Origin of the sequence: Providencia sp. wls1922 (assembly GCF_009706505.1) — a bacterium.
GTDB classification, from domain to species: domain Bacteria; phylum Pseudomonadota; class Gammaproteobacteria; order Enterobacterales; family Enterobacteriaceae; genus Providencia; species Providencia lanzhouensis.
This window is the reverse complement of record NZ_WLUG01000082.1, coordinates 22,369-43,926: the sequence shown is the minus strand read 5'-3', so window position 1 is coordinate 43,926 and position 21,558 is coordinate 22,369. Positions and strand designations below refer to the sequence as shown.

The 21,558-nt window shown below is 41.7% G+C and carries 21 protein-coding genes; 8 read left to right on the top strand and 13 right to left on the bottom strand.

The annotated features are described in order from the left end of the window. Positions 1 to 62 precede the first annotated feature (62 nt). The 3 genes from glpK (at position 63) to GKR71_RS08790 (ending at position 5,978) form a co-directional block, all read left to right on the top strand. The gene (glpK, locus tag GKR71_RS08795) at positions 63 to 1,589 is read left to right on the top strand and encodes a glycerol kinase GlpK (protein ID WP_036950842.1); all 1,527 of its coding nucleotides are present in this window, start codon (positions 63 to 65) and stop codon (positions 1,587 to 1,589) included. A 265-nt stretch (positions 1,590 to 1,854) separates the two neighbouring features. Beyond that, positions 1,855 to 3,087: a hypothetical protein gene (locus GKR71_RS20045; protein WP_230085049.1), complete on the top strand. Its 1,233-nt coding sequence runs from the start codon at positions 1,855 to 1,857 to the stop codon at positions 3,085 to 3,087. A gap of 11 nt (positions 3,088 to 3,098) precedes the next feature. Beyond that, the gene (locus GKR71_RS08790; RefSeq protein ID WP_230085048.1) at positions 3,099 to 5,978 is read left to right on the top strand and encodes a hypothetical protein; all 2,880 of its coding nucleotides are present in this window, start codon (positions 3,099 to 3,101) and stop codon (positions 5,976 to 5,978) included. 54 nt (positions 5,979 to 6,032) lie between these two features. On the opposite strand, the gene emrD is transcribed toward GKR71_RS08790, so the two are convergent. Beyond that, complete coding sequence (gene emrD, locus GKR71_RS08785) at positions 6,033 to 7,217, bottom strand: multidrug efflux MFS transporter EmrD (RefSeq protein ID WP_036950922.1); 1,185 nt, start codon at positions 7,215 to 7,217, stop codon at positions 6,033 to 6,035. 442 nt (positions 7,218 to 7,659) lie between these two features. On the opposite strand from emrD, the gene fpr reads away from it, so the two are divergent. Further along, entirely contained in the window at positions 7,660 to 8,406 is a 747-nt protein-coding gene (gene fpr / locus GKR71_RS08780) for a ferredoxin--NADP(+) reductase (protein WP_154609494.1), read from the top strand. Between the two features lie 11 nt (positions 8,407 to 8,417). Here fpr and GKR71_RS08775 read toward each other — a convergent pair whose 3' ends face one another. Beyond that, positions 8,418 to 8,840 carry a DUF805 domain-containing protein gene (locus GKR71_RS08775; protein ID WP_036950836.1) on the bottom strand — a complete coding sequence of 141 codons (423 nt, stop codon included), beginning with the start codon at positions 8,838 to 8,840 and terminating at the stop codon, positions 8,418 to 8,420. A gap of 52 nt (positions 8,841 to 8,892) precedes the next feature. Here GKR71_RS08775 and GKR71_RS08770 point away from each other — a divergent pair, with 52 nt between their 5' ends. From GKR71_RS08770 to GKR71_RS08760, 3 genes are all read left to right on the top strand, one after another. Continuing rightward, positions 8,893 to 9,519: a DUF1454 family protein gene (locus tag GKR71_RS08770; RefSeq protein WP_036950834.1), complete on the top strand. Its 627-nt coding sequence runs from the start codon at positions 8,893 to 8,895 to the stop codon at positions 9,517 to 9,519. A 196-nt stretch (positions 9,520 to 9,715) separates the two neighbouring features. Continuing rightward, positions 9,716 to 10,486 (top strand): triose-phosphate isomerase, encoded by a 771-nt coding sequence (gene tpiA / locus GKR71_RS08765; protein ID WP_036950832.1) that lies wholly within the window; start codon positions 9,716 to 9,718, stop codon positions 10,484 to 10,486. A 534-nt stretch (positions 10,487 to 11,020) separates the two neighbouring features. Continuing rightward, entirely contained in the window at positions 11,021 to 11,986 is a 966-nt protein-coding gene (locus GKR71_RS08760) for an OmpG family monomeric porin (protein ID WP_154609444.1), read from the top strand. A 90-nt stretch (positions 11,987 to 12,076) separates the two neighbouring features. Here GKR71_RS08760 and GKR71_RS08755 read toward each other — a convergent pair whose 3' ends face one another. The 8 genes from GKR71_RS08755 to GKR71_RS08720 form a co-directional block, all read right to left on the bottom strand. Further along, on the bottom strand, positions 12,077 to 13,090 hold the full coding sequence (locus tag GKR71_RS08755) for a sulfate ABC transporter substrate-binding protein (RefSeq protein WP_051422603.1): 1,014 nt from the start codon (positions 13,088 to 13,090) through the stop codon (positions 12,077 to 12,079). A 183-nt stretch (positions 13,091 to 13,273) separates the two neighbouring features. Beyond that, entirely contained in the window at positions 13,274 to 14,251 is a 978-nt protein-coding gene (gene pfkA, locus GKR71_RS08750; RefSeq protein ID WP_036950827.1) for a 6-phosphofructokinase, read from the bottom strand. A 410-nt stretch (positions 14,252 to 14,661) separates the two neighbouring features. Beyond that, entirely contained in the window at positions 14,662 to 15,606 is a 945-nt protein-coding gene (locus tag GKR71_RS08745) for a phosphatidate cytidylyltransferase (protein WP_036950825.1), read from the bottom strand. Continuing rightward, on the bottom strand, positions 15,603 to 16,244 hold the full coding sequence (locus GKR71_RS08740; protein ID WP_036950823.1) for a lysophospholipid acyltransferase family protein: 642 nt from the start codon (positions 16,242 to 16,244) through the stop codon (positions 15,603 to 15,605). The genes GKR71_RS08745 and GKR71_RS08740 overlap by 4 nt, the downstream gene beginning before the upstream one ends. Before the next feature lie 237 nt (positions 16,245 to 16,481). Then, entirely contained in the window at positions 16,482 to 17,237 is a 756-nt protein-coding gene (locus tag GKR71_RS08735; RefSeq protein WP_036950820.1) for a M48 family metallopeptidase, read from the bottom strand. Between the two features lie 254 nt (positions 17,238 to 17,491). Continuing rightward, positions 17,492 to 18,073 (bottom strand): HutD/Ves family protein, encoded by a 582-nt coding sequence (locus GKR71_RS08730; RefSeq protein WP_154634177.1) that lies wholly within the window; start codon positions 18,071 to 18,073, stop codon positions 17,492 to 17,494. Between the two features lie 154 nt (positions 18,074 to 18,227). Further along, positions 18,228 to 18,515 carry an addiction module antidote protein gene (locus GKR71_RS08725; RefSeq protein WP_108479168.1) on the bottom strand — a complete coding sequence of 96 codons (288 nt, stop codon included), beginning with the start codon at positions 18,513 to 18,515 and terminating at the stop codon, positions 18,228 to 18,230. Beyond that, positions 18,512 to 18,814, bottom strand: coding sequence for a type II toxin-antitoxin system RelE/ParE family toxin (locus GKR71_RS08720; protein WP_132497042.1), 303 nt, complete (start codon positions 18,812 to 18,814; stop codon positions 18,512 to 18,514). Before GKR71_RS08720 ends, GKR71_RS08725 begins: the two co-directional genes overlap by 4 nt. Before the next feature lie 291 nt (positions 18,815 to 19,105). Here GKR71_RS08720 and GKR71_RS08715 point away from each other — a divergent pair, with 291 nt between their 5' ends. After that, positions 19,106 to 19,687, top strand: coding sequence for a hypothetical protein (locus GKR71_RS08715; protein WP_154634176.1), 582 nt, complete (start codon positions 19,106 to 19,108; stop codon positions 19,685 to 19,687). A 34-nt stretch (positions 19,688 to 19,721) separates the two neighbouring features. On the opposite strand, the gene GKR71_RS08710 is transcribed toward GKR71_RS08715, so the two are convergent. From GKR71_RS08710 to GKR71_RS08700, 3 genes are all read right to left on the bottom strand, one after another. After that, positions 19,722 to 19,940 carry an ogr/Delta-like zinc finger family protein gene (locus GKR71_RS08710; RefSeq protein ID WP_119246396.1) on the bottom strand — a complete coding sequence of 73 codons (219 nt, stop codon included), beginning with the start codon at positions 19,938 to 19,940 and terminating at the stop codon, positions 19,722 to 19,724. 64 nt (positions 19,941 to 20,004) lie between these two features. Beyond that, positions 20,005 to 21,114 (bottom strand): phage late control D family protein, encoded by a 1,110-nt coding sequence (locus tag GKR71_RS08705; protein ID WP_154634175.1) that lies wholly within the window; start codon positions 21,112 to 21,114, stop codon positions 20,005 to 20,007. Next, entirely contained in the window at positions 21,111 to 21,557 is a 447-nt protein-coding gene (locus GKR71_RS08700) for a phage tail protein (RefSeq protein ID WP_006812851.1), read from the bottom strand. Before GKR71_RS08700 ends, GKR71_RS08705 begins: the two co-directional genes overlap by 4 nt. Position 21,558: the final 1 nt, after the last annotated feature.

Sequence of the window (21,558 nt, the reverse complement as noted above, 5' to 3'; positions counted from 1 at the left end):
CTTATTTCTAAAACTGGGTTTACCTAAAACCAGATTAACCCATTGCTGAACAGGTTTAAATTATGACAACAGAAACCAATATCGTTAAAAAATATATTGTCGCTCTTGATCAAGGCACAACCAGTTCGCGAGCTGTCGTTCTCGACCATGATGCAAATATCGTCAGTATTTCCCAGCGCGAATTCACGCAAATTTACCCAAAACCAGGCTGGGTAGAACATGACCCAATGGAAATTTGGGCAACGCAAAGTTCGACATTAATTGAAGTTCTCGCTAAAGCCGATATTCGTACCGATGAAGTGGCAGGTATCGGTATCACTAACCAACGTGAAACCACGATTGTTTGGGAGAAAGCGACAGGTAAACCTGTCTATAATGCGATTGTTTGGCAATGCCGCCGTACCGCTGACTTTTGTACCCATTTAAAAACGAACGATAAAGAACTTGAAGAGTATATTCGCCAAAACACGGGTTTAGTGGTTGACCCTTACTTCTCAGGAACCAAAGTAAAATGGATCCTCGATAACGTCGAAGGTGCTCGTGAACGCGCAGAAAAAGGTGAATTACTGTTCGGTACTGTCGATACTTGGTTAGTTTGGAAAATGACTCAAGGTCGCGTCCACGTCACTGACTATACCAACGCTTCTCGTACCATGTTATTCAACATTCGTAATTTAGAATGGGATGACAAAATCCTTAAAGCATTAAATATTCCTCGTAACATGCTGCCAGAAGTCCGCCCTTCCTCTGACGTTTACGGACAAACCAACATTGGGGGTAAAGGCGGTACACGTATTCCAATTTCGGGCATTGCGGGCGACCAACAAGCAGCACTGTATGGTCAATTGTGCGTAAAATCCGGTATGGCAAAAAATACCTACGGAACTGGCTGCTTCCTCTTGATGAATACCGGTGATACCGCAGTTCGCTCTAATCATGGTCTATTAACCACTATTGCTTGCGGTCCTAAAGGCGAAGTGAACTATGCCCTTGAAGGTGCGGTGTTTGTGGGCGGCGCCTCTATTCAGTGGCTACGTGATGAATTGAAACTGATTGATGAATCTACGGACTCCGAATATTTCGCCACCAAAGTTAAAGATAGCAACGGTGTGTATGTGGTGCCTGCATTCACTGGTTTAGGCGCTCCATATTGGGATCCGTATGCGCGCGGCGCTATCTTTGGCTTAACACGTGGGGCAAACCGCAACCACATTATCCGTGCCACATTGGAATCCATCGCTTATCAAACCCGCGATGTCCTCGATGCGATGCAAGCCGATTCTGGTGAACGCCTAAAAGCCTTACGTGTGGACGGTGGCGCTGTTGCGAACAACTTCCTGATGCAGTTCCAATCAGACATTCTCGGTACCTCTGTAGAACGCCCTGAAGTCCGTGAAAGCACCGCGTTAGGTGCCGCTTACTTAGCGGGTATCGCCGTTGGATTCTGGGAAAGTTTGGATGAACTGCAAAGTAAAGCCAACATTGAACGTGTCTTTAAACCGGGTATTGAAACCACTGAGCGCAATTATAAATACGAAGGTTGGAAAAAAGCGGTCGCTCGTGCTCAAGAGTGGGAAGACCGCGCTTAACTTTTCGATATCACGACATATATTGCTAAACAAAATATATTGCTAAGCAAACCGTCAAAGCAGTGCTCCGGCACTGCTTTTTTATTGCTGGTGACTACGAATCGCAACATCTCAAGTAATTCGCTAATAAATAAAAACATCACTCATAGATGAATAATAAATTAGAAAGCTCCCACCTGCTTATCTAGAATTCGTCCCTGCAATAACTATGTTTATGAATTATTTTATAAAAAATTATTTTTAAATTATTTCAGGAGTGAAGGTTATGGATAACCGGAAAAAATATGCATTGATGCACACCAATCAATCCAGTGCACAACTCACATCCCAAGCACAACAGCATGGATATTTAGAGCTTGGTCTATACAAAAATCGAGGACGAGTTGCAAAAATCCACACAGACAGTTTTTACTTAGAAGGGCTACAAGACGATCCTCAGAAAACACATTCAGGACACGCCGCTTTTGATATCACAAACTGGTTACTGGATAAGCCCCGTTTACCGGGAGAACAGCGAAAAAACTATCTATTAAGTACTCTAGATGAAGATGATTTTTCAGGGTTTAAATTCCATCCATTGCATAATTTATGGGTTGATAGCTTTAACTCCCCTCATCAATGGCGCGATGGAGAGCCTCGTTCTCAATCGCAATTTGTTGAGTTACTACTTCCAAGCGGCCAATCAGAGCGTCATTATGGCATGCTCATTCTTGCGGGTGATGCTAACGATCTGCAAGTAGAGCTGGCACGACATTGGCTTGAATTGACTGGTGGCGGCTTACTGATTATTGAAAATGATACAACGCTTATCTCGAAGCCAGTTCAATTGCTTCTTGACGAGCTAGAATACATACAAGACTCCCCAGCATCTGAGCAAGATACAACGATTTTCGCTCAATATTCTCAACCAGGGATATCCGTCACTGCCACCCCTGCATTCTATGAAGATAGCTCCGAGCAAAAATATTATGTTCTAGATAATTTAACTTACTATTTCAGCGGATTACCTCAACAAATAGAGCCAACCACTTGGGTTTATGAAGGCGTTCTCACCGTGCCTAAATCTGAACGCCTTATCCTCTATGTGGATACACAATATCATCCCTATAACCTCACACTGGATATTGATCAGTACACTCATCAAATTAATGCTCAAGATGAATGTGGCGAAATCGCGATTAAACATACCCAAAAGGGGCAGCAAGTTCACTTTAAAATCACCACCACGACACAAGATAATGCCCCCAATATCCGCTTAGGGTGGGGGTTTTCAGGGCAAGAATCAGTTCAATTTATTCCTGATGATTTCATTCATCACACTCCCTTGATTACCACAGAAAATACCTCGGTTGAGCAACCTGCCCCACATTCTTTATTCAACCCTGATGGCTACCAGCAGGCACTGTCATTACCTTCTACATCGATAAACTCGTTCGCACTCACAGAAGAGACGCGAAATAATAGCGATTATTTTTCAATTCAAATAAATAGCTCATAAATAGCTCACGGTTGAATACCGTTTTAAGACTGGATGATATCAGCCTATCACCACACGATTCCTGGGAGGGACTTGCAGCCGAAATCGAAGACTATGTTAATCAGCAACTCGCTGATCTTGAACTCCCTCTTATCTCCGCACATTATAAAAATAACCAGATTGTCATCACCTGTGGCGGCATGATTGTTTCCCAATTTCAGCTAAAAAATCAGCAGTTACACCCTATCCTTATTGCAGAGAATCCCCATGGTATCGCCAATCAATTTCACGTAGGTGTGCTGTCTGGAAGTTTGCCATTTCATGAGGAAATTGAATATTTTCAGCTTATTGAAGAGCCATTATTTGGAGAGGTTGTATTAAACGAAATAACCGGAGAATGGCAATATATACCTGATGGTAAACAATCTTTCCGTGGGCATGACCAGTTTGATTTTATTGCCATTATGAAAGATGGCTCTGTTTCTGCCCCTATGTCTATTCAGCTACAATCTGAAGAAGCGCCTTATCTGTCCCTTCCAAGTAAGCGTATTTTTACGTTACCAGATCCGATTTATCATCAGCCTCAGATGCGTCATCACCCCGTGCCAAGCGATATGCAAATTCACAGTATTCAGCTAGCACAAACCCACTTACTTGAGCCTCATACTAAATACTTCAGTTTAACAGCTGACCGACCCGCATTATTAAAAATTGATATTACCAGCGCATCGGAGGCTACAGCACCCGATATTGTGGCCATTATTCGAAATAAAGAGGGTGTTGAACTAGAGAAAGTGGTTTTAACGGGTCCATCAAACCTTCCAGCCGCTCTCACCCCACCGCCTAATACGCCTAGCTTTGAAGCTAAAGATTGGCACCGTTACAGCTATACCGCGCCGATAAAGGGAAAATGGATTCAACCTGATATGGAGATACAAATTCTCGCGGGGGGTATACCAATAACTCAATATGGCATCCAAAATGTTGAAGCTGAATACGCAATGCCTGATGAGGGTACACCATTTCCCTTCTATACCGCTGAAGGAAGTTTCTTTCCTAGAGTCAAAAAGATAAAGCCCATCACTGCACATGTCGCGCATAAAACGCTTTACCAAGATGGACACGGTACTTACCCTCATTCCCCTCTCAGTTGGGGATTAGAAGCGCTCGCCAAGTTACTCATTCACCAGCTAACCTTATATAGCTATCCCCCTATCCCTCAGAAATCGGCTTTATATCCTTGTATCGTTCAAGATGATGTGATTTATACAGATAGAACGACGCTAGTTCATCTTTTGTATGACGCTCCAAGCAGTATCCAAGAGCCATCAATGTCACAAATTGAGAGCTCTTACTTAGAGAGCCAAAAAGCAGCGCGGAGAACAGAGCTGTATAGCGAATTTTTTTATATCGCTATCCTGCCGCTATCTATGGAGGGGGGCACATCAGGTGTGATTGGGTTAGCAACCCATAACTTTGGTGGCGGAATATCAAAACCCAGTATTTTATGGCATGAAATGTTTGGGCATGGTCTTGCACTCGGCCATACCACAAATGAAGGTTACCCATATCCAGCGGAAAGTCATGGTAAGAACATCGCATATGATTCATATCGCCAGCAATACACAACCTTCCGTAAAGACGAGCCAGAATATGAGATTATACCCGCAATGTATCCGAGTGATTATCCTCATTACAGTGATCAATACGACGCATTCTTAGCGCATTCAGATTACTATATTTACTTGGCTCAACATTTTTTATCTAAAATTAACGAAAGTGAAGTCCCAGGCGAATATGTCTCCGTCTACCAACTTAATGGCATATTTCTTCCTTTACCTGATGGCTCGCAACACCCTTATAGTTACCTCGCCGTGACTCAAACTCTCGGGCAATTGATCCAACAGGATCATTCTGATTCCTCTCATAGTTTGACGATCACCTATGTCACGCCATCCGGTCTACTCACCGAATCCCTAAAAATTTCCTTGAGGGATAACGAACTTAATTTGAATATTCCCAATAAGGGGGAATTAGTTAGCCTCAAGATTATTAAGACGGAAAATGGCACAGATACTGAGGTCTATCACTATAAAAATCCTGAATCTCTAGCAAATCGCTTATTTATTTATGGTGATGGAAAAACCGTGCCGGAACAATTGCAGATAGATAACTATTGGCGTGGTAGTCGATTATCTTGGTCTGCAACGGATAAAAATTTAATTGATATCTCAACAGGGAAAGTAAATTCTCAATATATCACTCCGCAAAGTGCGATTTGTGCCAGTTGGATAGAGAACGGGCAATTACACCAACAATACTTCTCATTAAGTGACCCGTTTGGTCAAAATAATCAAGTTGATACAACCCATCATTTCCAACCAATTCATCATTTCGATATGCAAAATAATGAAAATGATATATCAACCTCTCATTTAAATATTCTTTCTGATATCAGGCTACTTTCTGATGTGCATATCAACCAACAAATTGATATTAGCAAGCTAGGGATCACTGAGAAAAATAACCAATATTGGGTGACCCTACTCATTTACGATGAACAAGGTATTATCCAAGAAAAAACGCCGCAGGAACCTTGGTTTTTATCCCAGAATAAAAATATACTTTCAGTCAAAGGAACAATCGACAGCATCCCAGGCTTAAAAATCGCGGGGATTAAAATTTATATCGATCAACATTTACATGATGATGTAGCCGCCAGATCAGTTTGGCTTAATCAAAATACTAATCAAACATTGGATGAAAATACCGAGTTTCTCAATTACGATCGCCCTGTGGAATTTAACTCGCTCGCTTCACAAATGGCAGGAATGAAAGAGGACACAATCAGCGCACAACAACAAGCCACTCAATGGGTTGAGTCAGCACATTTCATACCGTTGGTCGCATAATAAATCAGGGGGCTTATTTGCCCCCTTAACATAAAACTTAATCAGTATTCTAAATTAAACCATACGCTCGGTATGACTCATACGACGCGCTAATGGTAACCAGCACAACACGACCAGCATCGACATCAAGAACATCAGTAAGCCAAGGCTAAACTGGCCATTTTGTGGCATTAACGCAGACACCCACGTTGCAACACCAGAACCCACGTTCTGTAAACCACCCACTAATGCTCCTGCTGCACCGGCTAAATATGGGAATGGCTCCATCGCACCAGTAGTCGCCAACGGGAATAACATCCCAGCGCCAAAGAAGAAAATGGCGGCAGGTACCAACAGTGTCCATGTATTCATGATGCCAAACCAACCTGGTACCCACATCATGATGCCCGCAGCTAAACAAATCAGTACAGACTGCCACATCAAGGTGGAGAAATTCTTACCTTCACGCCCCGCGTACCAAGCACCAAAGAACGCCGCAGGAATAGGCAAAATAAACAGAATACTGACGGTAATACTGCTTAGCCCTAAGACACCACCCATCAATACACCGCTACAAGCTTCAAAAACAGCGATCCCCGCCAGAGCACCAATCAACATCGTCAAATACGAAAGAAACGAACCGTTAGATAATAATTCACGGTATGACGCCACTAAATTATGTTTTTCAGGTGAAATAGGACGAGTCTCCGGCATCCAGCGATACATACTGAACAACACTCCGCCACCCAACAGGAATAAGAAAATATAACAGGCGTGCCAACCAAAGAAATGCGCCAGTATCCCACCAAACATAGGGGCTAACAGTGGGCTCACTAACACCCCCATATTGAGCAAACTATTGGCGTAACGTAGTGCAGTGCCTTTATACAGGTCACGCGGCATGGTTCTCACCATTACTCCAGCAACCCCTGTACCTAAACCTTGTAAACCACTCGCGACCGTCAATACCGTCAGCGTTGGGGCAAAAATAGCGACAATCGTTGAAATTAAGAAGATAGATAACCCAGCTAAAATCACCGGACGGCGACCAATTTGGTCAGATAACGGACCATACAGTAGCTGGGAAAAACCGTAAGAAAACAGATACGCCGCCATAACGCGCTGTACAGCACCCGAAGGTTCACCGAAATACACCGCAATTTCAGCAATCACGGGGACATAAACAGTTTGAGTCATTTGCCCAACCGCAGCGAGGGCAATCAACATTAGCAACAGATTAAAATTTTCAAGCTTTCTCATTTTGCTCTCAGACATTCACAATTCCTGAGCACACAATAGCGCCGCATTATTAAAGTTTAATAACACGAACAGTTGCACTCAGGATTAAATAATAGATTTTTATTCGTTGTTTTGCCCATTACATTGGAATTATATAACTAGCAAACAATTGATGTTGTTCTTGTGTGATAAAGATAACAAAATTTATGAATTTTTCGAGGTAGGACACCATTTTAATTTACTTCACGTTGGCAGTAATATTCGCCACCTCTGTCAACTTAACTGTACATTAAAATTACCAAACTCCTCATTTGCAGAACAATCTACTAAAACACTTTATCGATAAGCATAAACAATGAACTGATCTAGTATGAAATCCTATTAAGTTCAGCAATGTATATCTTAAATAATTCACACTGTTGAATACTTTCTCTGAGGCTTTTTCGATAAGAGGGACAAATTTATGGCGAATTGGGTAACAGGTCGGGTGGTTGAAGCCAAATATTGGACAGAAACCTTGTTTAGTTTAGTGGTGGATGCGCCTATTCAACCGTTTATTGCAGGACAATTTGCTAAACTCGCCCTTGAAGTTAATGGGGAACGCGTTGCCCGCGCCTACTCGTATGTGAATGCCCCCAGTGACAACCGCCTTGAATTCTATTTCGTCATTGTTCCCAATGGAAAACTGAGCCCGAAGCTAGCTGAGCTACAAATCGGCGATACACTGCAAATCACCGATGAGGCCTCTGGCTTCTTTGTGCTAGATGAAATCCCAGAATGTAAACATCTTTGGATGCTTTCAACAGGTACGGCTATTGGTCCATTTCTCTCTATTTTACAAGAGAATAAAGGGCTAGAACGCTTTGAAAAAATCGTCTTACTGCATGCCGTGCGTTACCAAAAAGATCTGAGTTACCTGCCGCTCATGCAGCAATTAGAGCAGCAATTCCAAGGAAAACTACGCATTGTCACTGTTGTGAGCCGTGAACACGCCCCCGGCTCACTATATGGACGGGTTCCCGCATTAATTGAAGATCATCAATTGGAAGAGTTTGTTGGGTTGCCGATTGACGCAGATAAATGCCACATCATGCTGTGTGGCAACCCAGAAATGGTGCGAGATACACGGGATAAACTCAAAGAAACCCACGGGTTAGTTAAACATTTACGCCGTAAACCGGGACATATTACTAGCGAACAGTACTGGTAATAGCCTAACTGCTAAGACAGATAATCGACCTTATCTGTCTTTTCTCCATACGGATTTTCACCTTCCATTCCTACAAAAACGCCACAATCAATCAGCATCATCATCGTAATCAGCAATGGAAGAAAGCGCCCAATACCCCATTGCCAAATTTCGGCCAATTGGCTGACATCGAAGGAAAAAAGAGCAAAAGCTAACACGACTAAAGCAAACCATCCTCCCGGTTTACCTCTATCGTGAAGACGCTTGGTGAAAATTGCGGCAAGGGGATATAGTAATAAAATAAACAACACCACCACAACAACATCCGGTAATGAAAACGCGTTTTGAAAGAGAGAGATCAGGGTCATCAAAATAAAACAGCCTGCAACTCCTGCCCAAAATGGTCGCCGTCCTATTCTGCCTTTAAAGGAAAAAGCCCATTGTAGTAATGTCATTGTCTGTAATCCTGATACAATATTAATCTCTGAAGAATAAGTGGCAGAAAAAATGGCTCAACCAATATTCCGTTCCATGTCCATCATCATAACCGCTTTTGTGTGCTATTTTCCACAAATGGCACTCTCCCAAAAGGTACCGACGTTACCTGATACCAACTTAAGCGTTGCGTATTTAGCCCCCGATGCGCCAACCTTTAATCTCACGATCCCAGAGCTACGTAGTCAATTTAATCAAACCTATAAAGATTTGTATCTTCACGAATACAAAGTGATTGCTAGCCAAGATATATCCGTACCCTACATTCGCGCCGCATCACGTATTAATCAACAAATATACTCATCTGCTGTCCTCGAACGGGGTAGTGAGAAAATTAAAAGCTTACAAATCACATTATTACCTACTGACAATGAAGCTGACGCCCAAGAAAGTCGCCAATTAATTGAGCGCTATATCATCGCTATTATTCATCAATTTGACCCTAATGTTTCTTTGGATAAAGCCCCTGAGCTGACCGCAGCGCTGAACAAATTTATGGCCAATAAAGCCCCAACCCGCGCAGAAGAAGCGAGATTAGGCGCATTGCGATATATTTTGGTAAAAAGTGACAATAATGTGCTTACTTTTGCTGTTGAACCGATTAAGCTAGAACAACAAGCAAGCGAAAGCAGTAAATAATTGAGAGCAACAAACACGCGAAATGGATGATGATCACGCTCTGGCAATAAGCATGATGAAAAGCAAAGCTATTATTATCCATTGTTCCTATAATGCAGGAACAGCGACAGAAACGTCTCGTTGCGCGTAATACCTTGATCGCGTGATGAAAAACTAATCGATAAATCATTCAAACTTTTTGGTTGGAGGAAATAACATGCGACATCCATTGGTAATGGGTAACTGGAAACTGAACGGCAGTACCCAGATGGTCAATGAACTGATTGCTGGCCTGCGTAACGAACTGAGCAGCGTTGATGGCTGTGACGTAGCAATTGCACCACCAGCAATGTACTTAACTCAGGCTAAACACGCTATCGCTGGCAGCCGCATTGCATTAGGCGCACAAAACGTTGACGTCAACCTGTCTGGCGCATTCACTGGCGAAATTTCTGCTGAAATGCTGAAAGATGTCGGTGCAAAATACATCATCATCGGTCACTCAGAGCGCCGTACTTATCACAAAGAAAGCGATGAGTTCGTTGCAAAACAATTTGCAGTACTGAAAGAACAAGGTTTAATCCCAGTTCTGTGTATCGGTGAAAGCGAAGCTGAAAACGAAGCTGGTAAAACAGAAGAAGTTTGTGCTCGCCAAATCGATGCAGTCCTGAACACATTAGGTGCAGAAGCATTCCAAGGTGCTGTTATCGCTTATGAGCCAATCTGGGCAATCGGAACCGGTAAATCAGCAACTCCAGCGCAGGCACAAGCCGTACATAAATTTATTCGTAGCCACATTGCGAAAAAAGATGCAGCTGTCGCTGAGCAAGTAATCATTCAATACGGCGGTTCTGTTAACGCAGGCAACGCTGCTGAGTTATTCACTCAACCAGATATCGATGGTGCTTTAGTGGGCGGTGCGTCCTTAAAAGCGGACGCTTTTGCGGTGATTGTTAAAGCTGCAGCTGAAGCCAAAAAAGCTAAGTAATTAAATTCTGTATTTAATCACTTCATTTAACCGTCTATTTTAATTTAACGTTAAATAGACGGTTTTATTTTCCATTCAATCAAATAAAAAATAATAAAAAAAGAATTTAAAAAATCATTAATTAAAAACACAAACCATTACTTTACATTTGAAAAATTACTGTAAAATAAAAAAATATAAGTATCAGACAAACTTCAATTTCATTTAAAATATAAATAAAAATCGAACAAACACAATCCACTAGGTAATGAAAAGTTAGCTAACCCACTAATTTAAATACCTATACCATCAAAAATTAACCATAGACAACCTCAAGATAATTCATTTAGATTGCTTGCGTCGGCTCGCCGACTTTTCATTATTAATGTTTTTTATTCTGCTCTCTTTAAATTAGTAACATAATAAAAATCAATGGCTCATTATTAATTATAGTGGCATCCTTCTTCAAAGAGTTCGACAGACTCTTGCTTATTATAATTAATCTGTGAGTCCATCGATTTTCAATCATTAAATAATTAAAGCATTCTATAAAGGATGAATATGAAGTTTATAACGAGTTTAATTCTTAATACTGCAATTCTTAGCACAGCAATCATTTTCCCTATCGCCAGTTATTCTCAATCCAGTGATAATCATTGGCACGTTAAAACCAATGTGTATGTCGAGCTCGAAGAGTATCAAGGTCAGCGGGATTCACAGAATAACAAAGTGTATGACAAAGCCAGTATGATAGGTAAGTTATCACTGAGTAATCCGGCATCCACTTGGTCGTTTGATCTCGAACACCGAGAAACCTTAAGAAATCACGGAAAAAACTTTGCCAATTCCCGAGATTCCTACATTCGTAATCGAACCCAAATCGGTGTAACCAAACAGTTCATTAAAGATAAAATTTCCAACCTCGATGTCAATTTCACCTACCGCAAAGAATCTAATGATGGAACGCCAGGCTCTAAAGCCCGCTCATCCAACAGCCTCTATTGGGTTATGCCTTCCGGTTCAATTAACCTTGATGAACGATGGACATTTAATTATTGGGGGGCACTTTACTACTACAGTAATTTCTATGAGGCCAATAGCTACGAATTTGAATCTGAAGTTGGCGTGAGCTACAAACTCACTGATAGAATTAAAGCCAAAATCAGCTATTACAGCGATAAAGCGTGGGATAATGAGTTCACCACCCAATCCTTACAACGCCAAATTCGCCTTGGCTTACCCGTGACTATTAACCAAGATTGGAGCATTTCCCCTTATTTCCGTTATCTCATTAATGATAATGAGTACAACAGTAGAGGCTCGCTCACTCAGCAACTACGCAGTGGCTACCGTATCGGAACTCAAGTGGAATACAAAATGACACCGAAGTTAGCATTATGGGGCGGCGTTGCCTATGAACCCACTAAATGGAAATACCCGAAAGGCAGTGAAAAAACATCAGGAAACAGTAATAAACAAACGATGTATCTCGGTCAGCTAGGCGTGAAATATAGCTGGTAGCGATAAACATTCAGCAATCATAAATTCCTAGCCGTTCCGCCATGATAGCGGACGGTTAGGAGCTTAATTTGGTCTTTAAATCGTTAGCGATTAGCGGCGAATGATTTCATCAAAGATCCCACCATTAGCAAAATGCGTTTTCTGCGCTTGTTGCCAACCACCAAAATTCTCATCCACGGTGAGCAATTTCAATTGTGGAAACTGGTTTTGATATTCTTTGGCTACTTGAGCATCTCGCGGACGATAATAGTTTTTTGCGGCAATTTCTTGCCCTTTAGGTGAATACAAAAACTCTAGATAGGCTTGTGCCACTTCACGGTGATCTCGCTTATCCACCGTTTTATCGACAACAGCAACGGTTGGTTCTGCCAAAATGGAAATACTCGGGGTAACAATTTCAAAATCCCCCTTCGCGCCTAACTCATTAATGGCTAACAACGCTTCATTTTCCCACGCAATCAGTACATCGCCGATTCCACGCTCTACAAAGCTGTTGGTTGCCCCTCTCGCCCCAGAGTCTAGCACTTCAACATTTTGATAAAGCTGCTTCACAAACTGTTTTGCCTTCTCTGGATCATTATGATTTTTTTCTAATCCATATCCCCATGCAGCCAAATAATTCCAGCGTGCGCCGCCCGATGTTTTCGGATTAGGCGTCACAACCGAAACGTCTTTTCGGATCAAATCATCCCAATCATGGATATTTTTCGGGTTATCTTTACGCACTAAAAAGACAATGGTTGAAGTATAGGGTGCAGAGTTATCGGGCAGTTTTTTCAGCCAGCCTGGATTAATTTTGCCACTTTGTGCAATCGCATCCACATCGTATGCCAAAGCTAGCGTCACTACATCTGCCTCTAACCCATTAATCACCGAAGTAGCTTGTTTGCCGGAACCGCCATGAGACTGGCGCACCGTCACTGTATCCCCCGTTTTTGCTTTCCAATAATCACCAAACTCTTGATTATATTGGCGATAAAATTCGCGAGTCGGGTCATAAGAGACATTTAAAATTTGGATATCTTTCGCCCATGCTCCCGCAGTTAATAACAATAAAGAAAATGCCGCTATTGGATAGCGTGAACTTTGCCAGAAACGTACCATCATCCTTTTCTCCATTAATTGAATACGGAATCAGGCTGACAGATACCCACGGCAACGGGAAATACCGAAAAGGTAAATCTTATAAATAAGAAGAATATCGAGGGGAACAAGGGCAATCTTCGCCGATATGGTCAGTATAAGGCCAACCATACCGGTGAGATTTGCAATAATAGAGGTGAGAAATTAGTACAGTTTTTTCGCTGTTTCCAGCCAATCTTTCTTGAAGACGCGTTTCATGTTCATGACCGCATCAACAATATCATGGTGAACTAATTTTTCATTTTGGATCCCTACACAACGCCCGCCGTAGCCTTCAAGCAGCAGTTGGATTGAGTATGCACCCATGCGAGAAGCCAAAATACGGTCATAAGCCACTGGAGAACCACCGCGCTGAATGTGACCTAATACAGTTGCACGAGTTTCATGATGAGTTTCTGCTTCAATGTATTTTGCTAACTCATCCACATCGCAAACGTGCTCGGTGATAGCAACAATTGCATGGCGCTTGCCTTTTTCAATCCCACGTTTGATTTCCAACAATAACTCTTCGCGGTTAAATGGCATTTCTTGTTCTGGCAGAACTAAAAACTCACAGCCACCTGCAATGGCCGCAGAGAGGGTCAGATCGCCACAATAACGCCCCATCACTTCAACGATAGAGATACGTTTGTGAGAAGTCGATGTATCACGTAAGCGGTCAATCGCTTCAACCACAGTTTCTAACGCAGTAAAATAACCGATGGTGTAGTCTGTACCAGCAACGTCGTTATCAATTGTGCCCGGTAAACCAATGCATGGGAAACCTAATTCAGTTAGGCATTTAGCACCAAGATAAGAACCGTCACCACCAATAACAACCAATGCATCGATGTGGTTTTTCTTCAGGTTTTCAACCGCTACCGCGCGGACTTTTTCATCACGGAATTGAGGGAAGCGAGCAGAGCCTAAGAATGTACCGCCACGGTTGATCATATCCGAAACGCTATAACGGTCTAATTGCTTCATGCGGTTTTCATAAAGGCCGAGGTACCCATCAAAAATACCCATTACTTCTAAACCTTCTGCGAGAGCTGCACGTACTACGCCGCGGATCGCTGCGTTCATACCCGGTGCATCTCCACCGCTCGTTAACACTCCAATTCTTTTAATCTGCTTGACCATGATGACCTCTGATTAATGAACATAAATTGCAAATCTACGAAAAAACCACCGCACTGCACTGATATTCACTGCGACTCACTGACGGATTAACCGCAAAACTCAGCCAATAATTTTGCTGAATTGATTCAACAAGCGAAATAATACGACAAAGCAAGGATTATGCATGGGTTTTCTCGCCAACTTTTATGTTTTCTTGTGATCTCGATTACATAATTTTAGCTCAAATGACGAAAACCAATCCACTCAACGCAATCATCTTACTTCGAAGTACAAATTAAGTCTCGATGATAGCATGTTAATCTCAGCACGACCCCATCATTGCAAGATGCGGAGCATTTTCCTATAAAAAAAGCACCCTAAGGTGCTTCTGCAGTTGATGAAAAATAGAAGAATCTAGGGATAACAGCTAATTAGGTATAAAAATAACGCGTTAGGTGGAAGAAAATTGGTGCAGCAAAACAGAGAGAATCAATTCTATCTAACATTCCGCCATGCCCTTCAATGATGGCACCAAAGTCTTTGATCCCGCTGTCGCGTTTAATTGCAGACATACACAGACCACCGACAAAGCCCATTAAGGTAATCGCCAATGACATTAACCCTGCAGCCCACCAACTAAATGGCGTCACCCAATACAAACAGATACCAATTAACACTGAAGTTAATATTCCGCCAATAAATCCTTCGACGGTTTTATTTGGGCTAAGCTTAGGTACAATAGGGTGTTTGCCCAGTAACTTACCAAAGACATATTGCAGTACATCAGAGATTTGCGTGACCACAATTAAGAACAGCAGCAGCTTAACGTTTTCCCCTTGGTAACCTTCAATATTCAGCATCAATAATGCTGGTACGTGGCTCAAGCAGAATACCGTGACCAACATGCCCCACTGTATTTTCGCTGTACGTTCGAGGAAGTGGTAAGTATCCCCCGCCAACGCGATTCGCGTCGGTAAAAACAAGAAGACAAACACGGGCACAAAAATCGAGAACATCCCATACCACTCAATCCCAACCAGCACATATTGCAGAGGAAGGAAGACGAAAAAACACCAAAATAGCGCTTCATGGTCGCTACGGCGTGTCGGCGCTAGCGTAATAAATTCCCTTAATGCAAAGAAAGAGATCAACGCAAACAGGATCACGACCCCGATATTCCCAAGTACCACAGCCAAAACGCAGACGATGCACATCACCCACCAAGCACGAATACGCGCATTTAAGTTATCAATGGTTGGGTTACTTTTTTCCCCTGAATAACGGTATGCCAGAATACCGCCTATTACGCTGGCGACCATCAAAATACCGAAGACACCGGATAACAGCAGTGCTAATTCACGATCCCAAAGACTCATGGCATCATCTCCTCAAGTGCAACTTTCGCTCTTTGCAAAAAATCCGCCTTATTTTCATCTTCAGCCAGTGGGGATAGTGGCTTCCCAACCGTTGCTGAACAGATAACTGGAACCACGAGCTTTGTTCCTTTCGGTAGCACGCGATTTAAATTTTCCAAATACACCGGGACGACTTCAACATTGGGATATTTTTTTGCTAAATGATAAATTCCGCTTTTGAAGCTACCCAGTTCCTCGCCATCTCCTCGAGTTCCCTCTGGAAATAAAATTAATGAATGGTTTGCAGCAAGCACCGCTTCTAGTGGCCCAAGGACAGACTCTTTTGCAGGTTTGTCCCCTTTTCTATCAACCAATACAGCTCGAAACACTTTATTGACGAGGTATCGGCGAAATGGCGTGCCATCCCAATAATCTTTGGCGGCAACAGGGTGAACAAAATGGCGCATTAAAGGAGGCAGCCCTGACCAGATAACCAACCCGTCGAGGTGGCTTGAGTGGTTAGCATAGTAGATGCGGGGGGTAATAGCCGGTTGGCATCCGACCCAACGTGTACGGACACCTGTTAATAAACGACAAGTACCGGACAACAGCATTCCCATTCCTTTCGCCAGTAGAGAAACTCGCTGTGTTTTTTCCATCTTTTTTCCTTGCTCTCTTATCGAGCACAAATAAAACAATGATAAAAAAAATTCTTAATCGTATTTTCTTAATAAGATATGCAGCGTCGAACAAGAGCACAACTGGATAAGTTCTGATTTGTGACTTTATTTTCACCACCAGAATTAAGATAAAGTGCAGGTTATATATAAAACTCAGATGTTAGATAAAAAATGGGGAAGCCTTAGCTTCCCCATTAATATCATTCAAGATAAAAATTATTTTTTATCTGCCGCGATACGGTCACGGATATGTTGTGCACGCTCATCTGACGGTGGGTGAGAATCAAACATGCTAGTTTCTTTGCTGCCCAGTTTTGCTAATTTGTCAAAACCAGTCACTAAACCTTTAGTATCTACACCACGTTTTTTCAGCAGATCATAAGAGAAATCATCTGCTTGGCTTTCTTGATGTTGAGAGAACTGAGAGTTAACCAGTTTTTGACCCAGCTCACCTAACTGTGAAGAGCTTAATTGAGTCGCAACATCGTTACCTGTTGCCGCTGCAGCAGTACGTGCTGCAACTGCTGCATAAGCAACTTGCATTGCTTTACGGGTATGACCTAAAGCAACGTGACCCATCTCGTGACCCAGAACGCCTTCAACTTCGTTGTCGTTCATGATGTCCATCAGACCGCTGTATACACGTACACAGCCATTTGCCATTGCCCATGCGTTCACATCTTTGGTCATATAAACTTTATAGTTAACCGGAGTACCGTCAACTTCGTTACCCAGTGCTTTAGCAATTTTGTTTAAGCGTTGAGTATATTTGCTTGAAGCTGGAGCAATTTTGTTTTCTGCATCCATCTCTTTACAAGCGTCATCACTGAATTTTTTAACATCTGCATCAGATAATGTTGCAGCTTGGAATAATTGCATTCCAGAGTTGGTCATCAGCCCAGTGTCCATACTCTTACAGCCAGTCATAATGACCGCAGAAACTGCGACCGCAACAAGCGCCTTCATTTTCATCTTCTTTTTTTTCCTTGCTACAAAAATTATATTACTGTTTTTAATAAACCATTCTCGTTCTAATAACGATTCGGAGATATAGCCTAAAGATTCTGTTTAAAATCACAATAAGAATAAAGCCATTAAATAAGCAATCTATGAATTTGATAACAATTTTGTCCAAAGAGTGAAATTATCAGAATTATCCGCTAACTAAATAGTCGCGATTTGACTGAGTTAAATCACTCTAAAATGACTTAAATGGCTTTGTAGCGTTATCTTTCGAATAACTCAATCACACAAAAGTCCCCATGACGCTCAGGAGAAGCAATATATTGCGTAGGAGTACCTGATTTTTCGACCAATAGGGTTTCAAAATCATTTAAGACTGAGTGCTGCCCATCTACCTGCAACTCTAGCTTGCCCTGTAAGTTAAAAATCAGCACACAGTTTCCATTACTGATCCACGAGTTTGCTGACTCACAAGATACCCACTGCAGCCGAGCTGAATACTTTTCAGGGTTGTAAATCAAATTAAAATCGCGGATGGCGTCATTAATTAATTCGGCATACACATCACTTTCACCATTAAAGGCGTGAAATTGCTTTTGTAATAAAGAAACTGATGGGTTTTTATCTATCTGCAGCACAATCCCGGAGCCTTCCAATACGCCAATAATGCGCTGTTTATTTGGGAAGAAAGAGAATGAGCCAGCGGATTTTACGTCTGCAATCGACACTCGCCAGTCAAAATTTTCTAGCCCTTCGCCGTGGCTTCTTGCGAGTTCTAACGTAAATCCTTGCCCATTTTTCCAAGGCATTTTTTTATAATCGTGAGCAGTAAGTTTCTGGATCATGGCGCAATATGACCTCTTTGGATGTGTGAAAATCTATTTTGCAAGTGTTCGGAATAATCGCTGGAAATAAAGATAGTACGTGGAAAGTGAATGTATAGACAACATATCAGTAATAAAAATATTACTGATAGTAATAGAAGAGTAAAAAAGAGGGTTATCTTGCGCTCTTAAATTGCAACTTTAGTCCTAGTGAATGAACTATCTTCAAGATAGTGGTAAATGCAGGGTTACCTTCACCAGATAGTGCCTTATATAGCCCTTCTCGGCTCATTCCTACTTCCTTTGCTAATTGGGTCATATTTCTCGCTCTCGCAATATCGCCTAATGCCGCAAGAATGAGTGCCGTATCGCCTTCTTCTAATATTTCATTAAGATACAGCTGAATTTCTTCTTCGTTCGTTAAGTGCTCAGCAATGTCATACTCTTTTATTTTAATATTCATAGATCACCTTCAATTTCACGAAAAATTTGTTTGGCTTTGTCGATATCTTTTTGCTGCGTCGATTTATCACCACCGCTGATTAACAATACGATTGTATTATCAATCTTTCTTAAATAAACGCGATATCCTTTCCCTTCATGTATTTTTAATTCAGAAAAACCATCACCTATTGATTCAACATCACCAAAATTGCCTTGCTTCAAACGCCGAATTCTTACCTGTATTTTTGTTTTTGCTCGAATATCTTTCAGGTCATGCATCCATCTATTAAAAATATCTGTCGTTAGTACGGTCAACATAGAGCCTCCCTTCTCGCTATCTGTTAACTATAGTTACCACACTCACATTGTCAACTATAGTTAACATAGTTCCATTTAACACAAAAAAAAGCCCCTTAAAAAGGGGCTATAAAGACAGGGATGGTGTTCATTATATAAGCGTAATGCATTGTTATATAAAGCCTTATGCTAATCACCGTCCATTGTCCGTCCACATCGACCATTATTGACCAATTAGCCCCTCTTTTGAGGGGCTTTACTTATCTTCAAAACCGGACTCTAATTTAAGTCCAATTTAATTGAGGGCATGTAATGACTAACTTTCTGTCACGTTCAACCAAAAACATTCTAACTTTTACTTTTCTATCATTCGCATTTTCAAATCTTGCGTTTTCAGCGAGCTATCTTTCATCTAAAAACGACTGTACAAAACAAAATCACACTTATGCAACCGCAAGCGATGCAATGGAATATTTCAGTGATTTTTACCCAGAAAATAACTCACTTGAAATCATTAGCGAGTCGCCACTAAAGATCAGATTATCATCATCAGCGTATGAGCAAGATAGCCAAAGCCTAAAAGAAACATTAACCAAACGCGCGGTGATTTACGGGATTTATCGCAGCTTAATTAATACCCCAAACAATTCTGTTACTGTTACTTCCTACCTCATTTCAGATAAAAAGAAATTGGGTAGCAGCCCTGAATATACAGTAACAATTAGTAAGCCACAGGCATTAGAGATCACTAAAAAATATATTCCTATAAATAGTCTTGATGACCTGATAGATGAAAGCTGCTCTTTCACTGACCAGTTTAATGAATTGAGATTTGATGACAGTGGCAAGAAAGGTTTTGATGAATTCTTTAATGAATTAGTCAATGCAGGTTAATCATTATTGCCCCTCACATTGAGGGGCATATTTTTTATAATGACAAAGAGGCTTGCTGATATTTATTAGGGTGAGGGTTTACAGCTTCTACAAGTTTAGGTTTAACCACAAATCTTGATACTGATTCATGACTCACAAACGTTGCACCACAATTAATATTCTGGCACTGGTTATAACGTTCTTTGGTTTCTTTTGAGACTTGCTGAGAACTACGGGTATGAGCTGCGTAACCGCAAAGAGGACAATTCATCATGATAATATACCTTTCGTCATGATGTTAATATTGCATACAGTATAACATGTGATTTTATACAGTGTTAATTTTCTTCTCCCGCCATATCGAGATCTGAAACTTTTACCTCAAGCTCTAATGCGCTCATATACCCACTATCATTAAGTGAATGAACAACCCGCGTTAATGTCCACTCAGCATTATCAATTTCAGGCTTAAACCCACTCACTATTATCGGCATTTCTGGATATAAATCTGCACGCCCTCGCGCAAGCTGAATAGAAAACGAGGCAACCCCGCGTTGAATCTTTTCCCACTGCGCCTTAGCAGCTCTTGCCGCATTTTCTTTAGTCGCATAGGTATGGGATAACGTCAGTACATTGCCCAGCTCCCCCGCTAAATATTCGCCTTGCTTTTCCTTTGGCTCATTTTTTTTCACCGGTGTTTTATTGTTGGTTTTTCGCTTTCGCTTCACTGCAACTTCTTTTTTCTTTTTCGGCTCGCGAGTGTCTAACCAGTTTGCAATTACTCCCGTGTACGCCCCTCTATCAGCCAAAGAAAAACGGTGTCTATCACCGACGGAACGAGTAATAAACATCGTTTGAATTCGCTGCCCTGTCGCAGTTAATCCCTCCCCCTGCCGCATGAATAATAAATTGCCATCTTTTACGGCAACAATTGCCCCCTCGGTTTTAGCGACTCTCGTCAGAAATGAGCCATCTGACTCATTCGTTTGGTCAATATGGGCTAACTTTATTTTATCCAACCTTTCATTTATCACTGGCTTGAGCTTGTTACGTTCCGCAATTGTTCTCACAATATCGCCCAGCGTTTTTTGATGATATGACTGCTCACGTTTGACGTTTAACGTGTCACGAAAATCAGCACTACGTCCGCGAATAGTCAACTTATCAGGTACACCGCTATGCTCAATTTCATCAACCGTGAACGTACCTTTATAAATTAATGGCTCATTTTTCCAGCCCAAATGAAGTGATAGTGTTTCCCCGCGCTTTGGCAATGCCAATTTCCCGTCGCTATCATCCAGCTCAATATCAAGCTGATCGGCTTCAAACCCTCGGTTATCAGTCATTGATAATGACATTAAACGCCCTTGGATTAGCGCATTGATATTTTCACCACCGGCAGCTAGCACAAATGCCGGTGTCGATTCATCCCCCGTAAACATACTCATAATGGCAATGCCCCACGGAGATCACTCAATTGCTTACTCAAATCACCAAACATTTCACTTAATGACTCGTCTGTCCGTTTCAACTTCAACGTGAAATCTATTTGTCTAGCGGCACCATCATCAAAAAAGTAACTTTTTGATTGTGTGATTTCTTCAATGACAAACATCCCGTAAATTGTGCCGGTTCCATCGATCAGAGACCATGCCTTACCAGTATCTGCCATTAACTCCAAAGCCAATAACGATAACTTACCGCCAGTTAATGATGGAAATAACGAACCACTTAACGAAATATCATCACTATCAGGACCAATAAACTGGAATGCAGGTCGCTTACCGACGCGGTTATTAAATCCGTATCGATATTTTTTATTAATCTGCATCATTTGATAGGGCGTTGTTCGCAAATGAAAAATAAATACGCCTAGTGCTGCCATTGCCATA

Bases quoted from the DNA above. Each gene is read 5' to 3' on its own strand.
- glpK (WP_036950842.1), top strand. From the start codon at position 63: ATGACAACAGAAACCAATATCGTTAAAAAATATATTGTCGCTCTTGAT.
- GKR71_RS20045 (WP_230085049.1), top strand. From the start codon at position 1,855: ATGGATAACCGGAAAAAATATGCATTGATGCACACCAATCAATCCAGT.
- emrD (WP_036950922.1), bottom strand. From the start codon at position 7,217: ATGAGAAAGCTTGAAAATTTTAATCTGTTGCTAATGTTGATTGCCCTC.
- fpr (WP_154609494.1), top strand. From the start codon at position 7,660: ATGGCGAATTGGGTAACAGGTCGGGTGGTTGAAGCCAAATATTGGACA.
- GKR71_RS08775 (WP_036950836.1), bottom strand. From the start codon at position 8,840: ATGACATTACTACAATGGGCTTTTTCCTTTAAAGGCAGAATAGGACGG.
- GKR71_RS08770 (WP_036950834.1), top strand. From the start codon at position 8,893: ATGGCTCAACCAATATTCCGTTCCATGTCCATCATCATAACCGCTTTT.
- tpiA (WP_036950832.1), top strand. From the start codon at position 9,716: ATGCGACATCCATTGGTAATGGGTAACTGGAAACTGAACGGCAGTACC.
- GKR71_RS08760 (WP_154609444.1), top strand. From the start codon at position 11,021: ATGAATATGAAGTTTATAACGAGTTTAATTCTTAATACTGCAATTCTT.
- GKR71_RS08755 (WP_051422603.1), bottom strand. From the start codon at position 13,090: ATGGTACGTTTCTGGCAAAGTTCACGCTATCCAATAGCGGCATTTTCT.
- pfkA (WP_036950827.1), bottom strand. From the start codon at position 14,251: ATGGTCAAGCAGATTAAAAGAATTGGAGTGTTAACGAGCGGTGGAGAT.
- GKR71_RS08745 (WP_036950825.1), bottom strand. From the start codon at position 15,606: ATGAGTCTTTGGGATCGTGAATTAGCACTGCTGTTATCCGGTGTCTTC.
- GKR71_RS08740 (WP_036950823.1), bottom strand. From the start codon at position 16,244: ATGGAAAAAACACAGCGAGTTTCTCTACTGGCGAAAGGAATGGGAATG.
- GKR71_RS08735 (WP_036950820.1), bottom strand. From the start codon at position 17,237: ATGAAAATGAAGGCGCTTGTTGCGGTCGCAGTTTCTGCGGTCATTATG.
- GKR71_RS08730 (WP_154634177.1), bottom strand. From the start codon at position 18,073: ATGATCCAGAAACTTACTGCTCACGATTATAAAAAAATGCCTTGGAAA.
- GKR71_RS08725 (WP_108479168.1), bottom strand. From the start codon at position 18,515: ATGAATATTAAAATAAAAGAGTATGACATTGCTGAGCACTTAACGAAC.
- GKR71_RS08720 (WP_132497042.1), bottom strand. From the start codon at position 18,814: ATGTTGACCGTACTAACGACAGATATTTTTAATAGATGGATGCATGAC.
- GKR71_RS08715 (WP_154634176.1), top strand. From the start codon at position 19,106: ATGACTAACTTTCTGTCACGTTCAACCAAAAACATTCTAACTTTTACT.
- GKR71_RS08710 (WP_119246396.1), bottom strand. From the start codon at position 19,940: ATGATGAATTGTCCTCTTTGCGGTTACGCAGCTCATACCCGTAGTTCT.
- GKR71_RS08705 (WP_154634175.1), bottom strand. From the start codon at position 21,114: ATGAGTATGTTTACGGGGGATGAATCGACACCGGCATTTGTGCTAGCT.
- GKR71_RS08700 (WP_006812851.1), bottom strand. From the start codon at position 21,557: ATGGCAATGGCAGCACTAGGCGTATTTATTTTTCATTTGCGAACAACG.